The organism is Nocardioides sp. IC4_145, assembly GCF_011250565.1.
GTDB lineage: Bacteria > Actinomycetota > Actinomycetes > Propionibacteriales > Nocardioidaceae > Nocardioides.
This window is the reverse complement of sequence record NZ_JAANMS010000003.1, coordinates 136,159-145,564: the sequence shown is the minus strand read 5'-3', so window position 1 is coordinate 145,564 and position 9,406 is coordinate 136,159. Positions and strand designations below refer to the sequence as shown.

General features: G+C 74.5%; 12 protein-coding genes. 9 read left to right on the top strand and 3 right to left on the bottom strand.

Going from position 1 to position 9,406, the window contains the following annotated elements; all coding sequences use genetic code 11:
- Positions 1 to 503, bottom strand: a 503-nt coding sequence (locus tag G6553_RS03115) for an HTH domain-containing protein (protein ID WP_347565462.1), incomplete at its 3' end; no start/stop codon positions are given.
- 103 nt (positions 504 to 606) lie between these two features.
- Between G6553_RS03115 and G6553_RS03110 the strand changes: the two genes are divergently transcribed.
- The 5 genes from G6553_RS03110 to G6553_RS03090 are packed head-to-tail and all read left to right on the top strand — an operon-like array spanning position 607 to position 4,702.
- Positions 607 to 1,032 carry a VOC family protein gene (locus G6553_RS03110; RefSeq protein ID WP_166189059.1) on the top strand — a complete coding sequence of 142 codons (426 nt, stop codon included), beginning with the start codon at positions 607 to 609 and terminating at the stop codon, positions 1,030 to 1,032.
- Positions 1,033 to 1,065: 33 nt separating this feature from the next.
- Entirely contained in the window at positions 1,066 to 2,109 is a 1,044-nt protein-coding gene (locus G6553_RS03105) for a zinc-dependent alcohol dehydrogenase family protein (RefSeq protein ID WP_166189057.1), read from the top strand.
- A gap of 10 nt (positions 2,110 to 2,119) precedes the next feature.
- Positions 2,120 to 3,073 carry an ABC transporter ATP-binding protein gene (locus G6553_RS03100; protein ID WP_166189055.1) on the top strand — a complete coding sequence of 318 codons (954 nt, stop codon included), beginning with the start codon at positions 2,120 to 2,122 and terminating at the stop codon, positions 3,071 to 3,073.
- A 7-nt stretch (positions 3,074 to 3,080) separates the two neighbouring features.
- A complete protein-coding gene (locus G6553_RS03095) occupies positions 3,081 to 3,899 on the top strand; it encodes an ABC transporter permease (protein WP_347565461.1) in 819 nt (272 codons plus the stop codon).
- The gene (locus G6553_RS03090) at positions 3,896 to 4,702 is read left to right on the top strand and encodes an ABC transporter permease (protein WP_347565460.1); all 807 of its coding nucleotides are present in this window, start codon (positions 3,896 to 3,898) and stop codon (positions 4,700 to 4,702) included. Before G6553_RS03095 ends, G6553_RS03090 begins: the two co-directional genes overlap by 4 nt.
- Positions 4,703 to 4,742: 40 nt before the next feature.
- On the opposite strand, the gene G6553_RS03085 is transcribed toward G6553_RS03090, so the two are convergent.
- Positions 4,743 to 5,240: a GNAT family N-acetyltransferase gene (locus tag G6553_RS03085; protein WP_166189053.1), complete on the bottom strand. Its 498-nt coding sequence runs from the start codon at positions 5,238 to 5,240 to the stop codon at positions 4,743 to 4,745.
- Between the two features lie 69 nt (positions 5,241 to 5,309).
- Here G6553_RS03085 and G6553_RS03080 point away from each other — a divergent pair, with 69 nt between their 5' ends.
- Genes G6553_RS03080 through G6553_RS03065 form a run of 4 tightly spaced genes read left to right on the top strand, consistent with a single transcriptional unit; the run spans position 5,310 to position 7,959 of the window.
- Positions 5,310 to 5,879, top strand: coding sequence for a DinB family protein (locus tag G6553_RS03080; RefSeq protein ID WP_166189052.1), 570 nt, complete (start codon positions 5,310 to 5,312; stop codon positions 5,877 to 5,879).
- A gap of 10 nt (positions 5,880 to 5,889) precedes the next feature.
- Positions 5,890 to 6,084: a DUF3046 domain-containing protein gene (locus G6553_RS03075; RefSeq protein WP_166189050.1), complete on the top strand. Its 195-nt coding sequence runs from the start codon at positions 5,890 to 5,892 to the stop codon at positions 6,082 to 6,084.
- Between the two features lie 43 nt (positions 6,085 to 6,127).
- The gene (locus G6553_RS03070; RefSeq protein ID WP_166189048.1) at positions 6,128 to 6,916 is read left to right on the top strand and encodes an S-methyl-5'-thioadenosine phosphorylase; all 789 of its coding nucleotides are present in this window, start codon (positions 6,128 to 6,130) and stop codon (positions 6,914 to 6,916) included.
- A complete protein-coding gene (locus G6553_RS03065; protein WP_166189046.1) occupies positions 6,916 to 7,959 on the top strand; it encodes an NAD-dependent epimerase/dehydratase family protein in 1,044 nt (347 codons plus the stop codon). The genes G6553_RS03070 and G6553_RS03065 overlap by 1 nt, the downstream gene beginning before the upstream one ends.
- Positions 7,960 to 8,056: 97 nt before the next feature.
- On the opposite strand, the gene G6553_RS03060 is transcribed toward G6553_RS03065, so the two are convergent.
- Positions 8,057 to 9,397, bottom strand: a complete 1,341-nt coding sequence (locus tag G6553_RS03060; protein ID WP_166189045.1) for a hypothetical protein — start codon at positions 9,395 to 9,397, stop codon at positions 8,057 to 8,059.
- Between the last annotated feature and the right edge of the window lie 9 nt (positions 9,398 to 9,406).

The following is a 9,406-nucleotide window of genomic DNA, read 5'->3' as shown; positions in this document are numbered from 1 at the left end:
CCGGGCGGACCGTCCGCACCGGTGTCGACCGGCCGGTGGTCGAAGCGGACCACCTCGCGGTCGCGCACGGCCGAGGTCAGCACCGCGATCACCGCTGGGTCCGCTGCCTCCCCCGAGGGGCGACCGACTGCGGAGACCTGCACGGCGTCGACCCGGTGCCGCAGCCGGGCGGGCATGACCTGCCGGACGGTCGCGAGCGCCCGGGCCGCGTCGTCGGCGACGGCCGCGCCGGACGCCGCGGCGGTCTGCAGCGCGACCGCGAGCGCGACCGCCTGCCCGTCGTCGAGCAGCAGCGGCGGCAGGTCGGGACCGGCGCCGAGCCGGTAGCCGCCGTCGGGTCCCCGCGTCGTCTCGATCGGGTAGCCGAGGTCGCGCAACCGCTCGACGTCACGGCGTACCGTCCGCTCGCTCACCTCCAGCCGCCGCGCCAGCGCCGGGCCCGGCCAGTCCCGGCGCGCCTGGAGGAGCGACAGGAGCGAGAGCAGCCGGCCGGTGGTGGACACGAGGACAGCCTGCCGCACGGAGCGGACAGGACCTGACCTGATCGGCCGGTTGAGTGCGTCGTGGCCGGTCGACCGACCCGCCAGCACTCTCGAAGGAGCACCCATGTCGTTCAGCACCACCACGCACGTCAACCTCCGCGGCGACGCCAGCGCCGCCCTCGAGCTCTACCGCTCGGTGTTCGGCGGCGAGCTGACCGTCGTGACCTACCGCGACGCCCACGCCGTCCAGGACGAGGCGGAGGCCGACCAGGTCATGTGGGGCCAGGTGGTCTCGGACGCCGGTTTCCGCGTGATGGCGTACGACGTCCCGTCCGCGCTGCCGTGGGAGCAGGGCCAGGGGTCCTACTTCGTGTCCGTCCGCGGCGACGACGCCGACGAGGTCACGGGTTGCTGGGAGCGGCTCGCCGAGCACGGGACCGTCGTGGTGCCGCTCGCGCCGGCGGCCTGGGCGCCGCTCTACGGCATGCTCCGCGACCGGTTCGGCGTCACCTGGGTGCTCGACATCGCGGCGACCCACCAGCCCGCCTGAGGCGGCCCCGGCCGGTCTCCTACGCTCCGGCCCATGGATGCGGTGGTCTACCGGACGTACGGCGAGCGGCCGACCGTCGAGGACGTGACGGAGCCGGCCTGCCCGGCCGACGGGGTCGTGGTGCAGGTGGCTGCGACCGGCGTGTGCCGGTCGGACTGGCACGCCTGGCAGGGTCACGACCCCGTGCCGCTGCCGATGGTGCCTGGCCACGAGCTCGCCGGCACGGTCGCGGAGGTCGGGGCGGAGGTCCGCGGGTGGACGGCCGGTGACCGGGTGACGGTGCCGTTCGTCGTCGCGTGCGGGCGCTGCGCGTGGTGCGCGGCCGGAGAGCACCAGGTGTGCCCGGACCAGCAGCAGCCGGGGTTCACCTACGCCGGGTCGTGGGCCGAGCGGGTCGCCGTGCCGGCCGCGGACACCAACCTGGTCCGGGTGCCCGACGAGCTGGACCTCGCCGCGGCCGCGGCGCTCGGGTGCCGGTTCGCGACGTCGTACCGCGCCCTGCGGGCCCACGGCGACCTGCGCGCCGGCCAGCACCTCGCCGTGCACGGCTGCGGCGGCGTCGGCCTCTCCGCGGTGATGATCGGCGTCGCGCTCGGGGCCTCGGTCGTGGCGACCGACCTCGACCCCGCGGCCCGGGAGGCCGCCTGGGCGCTTGGGGCCGAGGTGGTCGACCCGGCTGCGGTCCCGGTCGCCGACGCGGTCCGAGACCTCACCGGGGGCGGGGCGCACGTCTCGATCGACGCCGTCGGGTCGCCGACGACCGCGGCGGCCTCGGTCCGCTCGCTGCGCCGCCGCGGCCGGCACGTGCAGGTCGGCCTGCTGCTCGGCGAGCACGCCGCGCCGCCGCTGCCGATGGACGTCGTGGTCGCCCAGGAGCTCGCGGTGCTGGGCTCGCACGGGATGTCGGCGGCGGAGTACCCCGCCATGCTCGACCTCGTCGCCGCCGGCACCCTCGACCCCGCCGCGCTCGTGACCCGCCGGATCGGCCTGGCCGAGGCGCCCGACGCGCTCGCGGCGCTGGGCACGCCGGGCGCCGGCGGGCCGGGCATCACGGTCGTCGTCCCCGGGCGGTCCTAGAGTCCCGCCCATGGCCCCGGACCCCGCCCCCGACTCGATGATCTCCGCGCGCGGCCTGCGCAAGTCCTTCGGCGACTTCGAGGCGGTGCGCGGGATCGACGTCGACGTGCGCCGTGGCGAGGCGTTCGGCTTCCTCGGCCCGAACGGGGCGGGCAAGTCCTCCACGATGCGGATGGTCGCGGCCGTGTCGCCGGTCAGCGGCGGCGAGCTGCGGATCCTCGGCATGGACCCGGCCGTCGACGGGCCGGCGATCCGCAGCAGGCTCGGGGTGTGCCCGCAGGAGGACACCCTCGACACCGAGCTGAACGTCCGCGACAACCTCTACATCTACGGCCGCTACTTCGGGATGCCGAAGAAGGAGGTCCGCGAGCGCGTCGACGAGCTGCTGGAGTTCGTGCAGCTGACCGACAAGGCCGACGCCAAGGTCGAGGACCTCTCCGGCGGGATGAAGCGCCGGCTCACCATCGCCCGCTCGCTGGTCAACCGCCCCGACCTGCTGCTGCTCGACGAGCCGACGACCGGGCTGGACCCGCAGGCCCGGCACGTGCTCTGGGACCGGTTGTTCCGGCTCAAGCAGGCCGGCGTCACCCTCGTCATCACCACGCACTACATGGACGAGGCCGAGCAGCTCTGCGACCGGCTCGTCGTCATGGACAAGGGGCTGATCGCGGCCGAGGGGTCGCCGCTGGACCTGATCCGCGAGCACTCCACCCGGGAGGTGGCCGAGCTGCGCTTCGGCGTCGCGGCCGAGGGCGGCTCGCACGAGGCGGTCGCGGAGAAGGTCGCGGACCTCGGCGACCGGGTCGAGGTGCTGCCCGACCGGTTGCTCGTCTACAGCGCCGACGGCGAGGAGGTCGTGGCGAAGACCCTCGAGCGCGGGCTGCGGCCGGTGGCGACGCTGGTGCGACGCTCCACGCTGGAGGACGTGTTCCTGCGGCTCACCGGCCGGACGCTGGTGGACTGAGGTGACCGTGACGACCCGGACCGACCCCGACGCCCGCGGCGACCTGCCGCTGTGGACCGGCATCGCGCGGCAGACCGACTACTGGTGGACGGTCTACAAGCGCACCTGGCGCTCGTCGGTGGTCAGCTCGTTCCTCGCCCCCCTGTTCTACGTCGTCGCGATGGGCGTCATCCTCGGCGGGTTCATCGAGGGCGACCCCGACCAGCTCGAGGGCGCGTCGTCGTACCTCGCGTTCGTCGTCCCCGGCCTCATCGCCGCCCACGCCATGCAGACCGCCGTGGGGGAGACGACGTACCCCGTCATGGGGCTGATCAAGTGGCAGAAGGTCTACGACTCGATGCTCGCCACCCCGCTCCAGGTGAGCCACCTGGTCGGGGCGACGCTCGGCTTCGTGCTGTTCCGGCTGGTCACGACGTGCGCGGTCTTCACCGCGGTGCTGGCGCCGTTCGGCGTCTACGCGTCGTGGTGGGGGCCGTTCCTCGCCTTCCTCGCGCAGGTGCTGACCGGCATGGCCTTCGCCGGGCTCGTCTACGGCTTCACGGCGCGGCTGCAGTCGGAGTCGGCGTTCGGGCTCCTCTTCCGGCTCGGCGTCTTCCCGCTGTTCCTCTTCTCCGGCGCGTTCTTCCCCGTCGACAACCTCGGCGCCGTCGGGTCGTGGGTCGCCCGGCTCACGCCGCTGTGGCACGGCGTCAACCTCTCGCGCATGTTCGCCCTCGACAACGTCACCTGGTGGCTCGCCGGCGTGAACGTCGCGGTGCTGCTCGTGCTGTGCGTCGTCGGGTGGTCCTGGTCGGTCACCGGGCTGCGGAAGCGGCTGGTCTCGTGAGCGACGTCTTCACCCCGCGCGAGCCGCTGCCGCCGCCGACCGCCTGGCAGGCGCTGCGGCTGCTCGTGCTGCGCAACTACATCGTCTACCGCGAGCACTGGAAGCTCTTCCTCACCGGCTTCCTCGAGCCGGTCTTCTACCTGTTCTCGATCGGCATCGGCGTCGGGCAGCTCATCGACTCCTTCACCTTCAACGGTCAGGAGGTGCCGTACGCCGCGTTCGTCGCGCCCGCGATGCTCGCCGCGTCCGCGTTCAACGGCGCGCTGCTGGACAGCACCTACAACGTGTTCTTCAAGCTGAAGTACGACAGGCTCTACGACCAGGTCCTTGCGACCCCGCTGACCACCTCCGACATCGCCCGCTCGGAGATCGTCTGGGGCCAGCTGCGCGGCGGCAGCTACTCGGCCGCGTTCCTGATCGTCATGCTCGCGATGGGGCTCATCGACTCCTGGTGGGCGCTGCTCGCGCTGCCGGCCGCGCTGCTCATCGGCTTCGCGTTCAGTGCGGTGTGCATGGCGCTGACGACCTTCATGAAGAGCTGGCAGGACTTCGACAAGATCACCCTCGTCCAGGTTCCGCTGTTCCTCTTCTCCGCCACGTTCTTCCCGATCACCGCGTTCGACGGCTGGCTGCGCTGGGTGGTCGAGTGCACCCCGCTCTACCGCGGGGTCGTGCTGTGCCGCGAGCTCACCACCGGCGCGTTGTCGTGGTCCTCGGCCGTCTCGGTGGTCTACCTCGTCGTCATGGGGCTCGTCGGGCTGTACGTCGTCCGCCGCCGGCTGGACTCGCTGCTGCTCACCTGAGTCCGCCGGGTCGCTCGACGCGTGGCCCCGGGCCCACCGGTCAGAGCCGGCGCTGCCAGAGCTCGGTGTCGATCCAGCGGTCGTGCTTGAAGCCGACCTCGCGCAGCACGCCGACCGGCTCGAAGCCGCTGCGGCGGTGCAGGGCCCGGCTGGCGGGGTTCGGCAGCGCGACGACGGCGAGGACGGTGCGGATGCCATCGGCGCGGAGCAGGTCGAGCAGGTGCGCGTAGAGGGTCGTGCCGACGCCGCGCCCCTGGGCGGCCGGGTCGAGGTGGACCGACACCTCGCGGGTGCGGGCGTAGGCGGGCCGTGGGCGGTACGGCGACGACGCGGCGTAACCGAGCACGGCCTCGCCCTCCTCCGCCACCAGCAGGTGGTCGCCGGGTCCGAGGGCGGCCAGCCGCTGCTCCCAGTACGTCGTGCCCTGCGGCTCGAGGTCGAAGGTCGCGACCCCGCTCAGCACCTGGTGGTCGTAGACCGCGGCGACCGCCGGCAGGTCTGCGGCGACGGCGGGACGGACCGAGACGGGCGCGGGCATGGCGGCATCCTGACGGACGACGGCAGGAAGTCGGCGGCGGGCCGCGCCGCACCACGGGAGGATGCGGGCATGACCACACCCAGCCGCGCGCCCGAGGCACCCGAGCCACCCGAGGCACCCGAGCCGGACACCAAGGACTGGACGTGGGTGCTGGCGCGACCCTGCCCCGACTGCGGGTACGACGCCGCGTCGGTCGACCGCGGGCGGCTCGGAGCCCTGGTCCGCGAGGACGCCGCCGGGTGGGGGCAGGTGCTGGCCGGGCCGGGGGCCACCGAGCGGCCCGACCCCGCGACCTGGTCGCCGACGGAGTACGCCTGCCACGTCCGTGACGTGCACCGCGTCTTCGCCGAGCGCGTCGCGTCCATGCTGGCCGAGGAGTCGCCGATCTTCGACAACTGGGACCAGGACGCCACCGCCGCCGCGGACCGCTACGACCTCCAGCGCCCCGAGGCGGTCCTGCCGCAGCTGCTCGAGGCCGCCGAGCAGGTCGCGGCGGCGTACGACGCCGTCCCCGACGACGCCTGGGAGCGGCGGGGGCTGCGCAGCAACGGCAGCGCGTTCACGGTCGACACCCTCGCGCGCTACCACCTGCACGACCTGGTCCACCACCAGTGGGACGTCCGGTTGGGCCGCCGGTGAGAATGGGTGCATGCGACACACCGAGTTCTGGGCGCGGCTCGAGCGTGCGGTGGGCCGCGGCTACTACGAGGTGTGGGCCGACCAGTTCGTGATGTCCGAGCTCGGTGGCCGGACCGCCCGTGAGGCGCTCGACGCGGGCGTCCCGCCCAAGCAGGTCTGGTCCGCGGTCTGGTCCGCGCTGGAGCTGCCCGCCACCGAGAAGTGATCCCGCGCGCGTCCCTCCGGCCCGGACCGGGCACCGTGGCGCCATGACCCGCGCAGACGTCGCCGTGATCGGCGGCACCGGCTTCTACTCCTTCCTCGACGACCCCGAGGAGGTGGCCGTCGAGACGCCGTACGGCGCGCCGTCCTCGCCGCTGGCGGTCGGGACCGTCGCGGGGCGGCGGGTGGCGTTCCTGCCGCGGCACGGGGCGGACCACGCCCACCCGCCGCACGGCATCAACTACCGCGCCAACGCCTGGGCGTTGCGCTCGCTCGGCGTGCGCCAGGTGCTCGCCCCCTGCGCGGTCGGCGGCCTGCGCGACACCGTCGCGCCCGGCGACGTCGTGGTGCCTGACCAGCTCGTCGACCGGACCCACCGGCGGGTCGGGAGCTTCGTGGAGTCCGGTGCGGTGCACCTGCCGTTCGCCGACCCCTACTGCGGGCGGCTCCGGGAGACGGTGGTGAGCGCGGGCGACGGGATCGCCGACGGCGGCACGATGGTGGTCGTCGAGGGGCCGCGGTTCTCCACCCGCGCCGAGTCGCAGCACTACGCCGCGCAGGGCTGGGACCTCATCAACATGACCGGCGCGCCCGAGGCGGCGCTCGCCCGCGAGATGCGGCAGTGCTACGCCGCGATCGCGCTGGTCACCGACATGGACGCCGGCGTCGAGCACGGGTCGGGCGTCGGCCAGGAGGAGGTCTTCGCGCGGTTCCGCGAGAACCTCGAGCGCCTCAAGGGCCTGCTTACCGACGTCGTCGCGGCGCTGCCCGGCCCCGACGGCTGCTCGTGCAGCAGCTGGGCCGACGGCATCGAGCTGACCTACGAGGTGCCCTGATGCGGGTGCTGCTCACCGGCTCGGCCGGGTTCATCGGCGCGGCGATCGGCCGGCAGCTCGAGGAGCGCGGCGACGAGGTCGTGCGCGTCGACGTCATGCTCGACAACGCCCATGGAGCAGCCGAGCCGCCGGCCGGCACCCACGCCCTCGACGTGCGGGACGCGGGGGACTGGCCCGACCTGCTCGACGGGATCGACGTCGTCTGCCACCAGGCCGCGCTGGTCGGGGCCGGCGTCACGGTCGCCGACCTGCCGCACTACGCCGCCCACAACGACCTCGGCACCGCCGCCCTGCTCGCCGCCATGCACGAGGCGGGCGTCGACCGGCTCGTGCTCGCCTCCTCGATGGTCGTCTACGGCGAGGGCCGCTACGCCTGCCCCGAGCACGGCGACCAGGTGCCGCCGCCGCGCCGCCGGGAGGCGCTCGACGCCGGCGACTTCGAGAACCACTGCGCCACCTGCGGCCGCCCGCTCTCCTGGGAGACCGTCGACGAGTCCGCGCGCCTGGACCCGCGCAGCACGTACGCCGCCAGCAAGCTGGCCCAGGAGCACTACTCCGCCGCGTGGGTCCGCCAGGCCGACGCGGCCGCCGTGGCCCTGCGCTACCACAACGTCTACGGGCCCGGCATGCCGCGGGACACGCCGTACTCCGGCGTCGCCGCGATGTTCCGCTCCTCCCTCGAGCGCGGCGAGGCGCCGCAGGTCTTCGAGGACGGTGGCCAGGTCCGCGACTTCGTCCACGTCGACGACGTCGCCCGCGCCAACCTCGCGGCGATCGACGCCGTGGCCGGCGCGGCCGGCGGCGACTTCGCGGCCTACAACGTCTGCTCCGGCGAGCCGGTCACCATCCTCGACGTCGCCCGGCTGGTCGCGGAGGGGACCGGGCGGGGGATCGAGCCCGAGGTCACCGGCGGCTACCGCCTCGGCGACGTGCGGCACGTCGTCGCCTCGCCCGAGCGGGCCCGCGCCGAGCTGGGCTTCAGCGCCCAGGTCCGTCCCCAGGACGGCCTGCCCGCGTTCGCGACCGCCCCGCTGCGGGCATGAGGGGGCGGGTGCAGGGGTCCCCGGTTCACCGGTGACCCCTGCGCATACCACGGCGGATCTGCCGTGGTAGGCGCATGACTCCCGTGGCAAGTCGGCCTCACCAGCTCGTGTAGAGCAGGTGCTGCACGACCAGCGCGAAGACCAGCTGCAGCCCGAGCCCCCAGCGCCGCCACCGCTGGGGCAGCAGCGCGGTCGTGAGCATGAGCCACGGCACGAACGGCAGCCAGATCCGCTCGACCTCGGCCTTGCTCATCCGCGACAGGTCGGCCGCGGCGACCGCCAGGAGGGCCCCACCCGCGAGCAGCACGACCACCCGCTCGCGGCGGAATGCGTCGCGGCCCAGCAGCGCGAGCCCGGAGCCCAGCAGGGGGCCGGTGCAGACGAGCAGGGCGGCGAGGTTGCCCCACATCCAGTACGCCGCCGGGCGGTCGGCCGCGATGCCCTCCCAGTAGCGGTCGTGGAGCACCGGGTAGGCCTCCCACCAGGCGAACCCGGCCGCCGCGAACCCCAGCACCACCACCAGCGCCGCGCCCGCCGCCACCGGCAGCGGCTGCCACGCCCGGCCGAGCACCAGCACCGCGACCGCGAGAAACCCCAGCAGCCCCAGCCCGTACGACATCAGCACGCAGCAGCCGAGCAGCAGGCCGGCCAGCACCGACCAGGCGACCCCGGTGCTGGCCGAGCCCCGCCAGCGGGTCGCGCCCAACGCCAGGCACAGCAGCCCGGCCGCCGCGAACGCGCCGAAGAGCGCGTCGGCCGAGACCGCCATGAAGATCGCGGCCGGGGCCAGCACGAGGAACGGCGCCGCCCGCCGGGCAGCCGCCTCCGCGCCGAGCACGCGGACGGTGGCGAGCACCAGGGGAGCGGTGGTCGCGGCGAGCACCACGACGACCAGGGCCGCGGCCAGGTCGCCGCCGAGCCCGACCCGCACCAGCCCGACGAAGAACAGCAGCGCCAGCGGCGGGTGGCCGGCGACGTGGGTGGGCCAGTTGTCCGGCGCCGCGGAGTAGGGGATCCGATCGACGTAGGTGCGCAGCAGCTCGCCGACGTCGTCGACCTCGCGGGCGGTCGGGAGGTACTCCACGTCGCTGCCCAGCACCCGGGTCAGCCCCGACTCGCCGTCCACCAGCGCGAGCGCGAGCATCCACGCCAGCCCCGCGGCGTACGCCGTGACGAGCAGGCGGCGCCACGGCAGCCGCTCGGCCAGCCCGGCGGCGTACCGCCACCCCAGCAGCGCCAGCACGACCGCGGGCAGCGTGCCGGGGCCGGCCCACTTCGGCTCCCACAGGCCGTGCAGCGGCGGGATCGCGAGGTCGGACATCGAGCGCGGTGCGCGCGGCCAGACCTCCCAGTCGGCCCATCGGGGTACTGCAAAGGCGACGGCGACCAGGACGGCCGCGACGAGCAGGCCGAGGCCGGCGCGGCGGGTCGCGGTCATGACCCGACC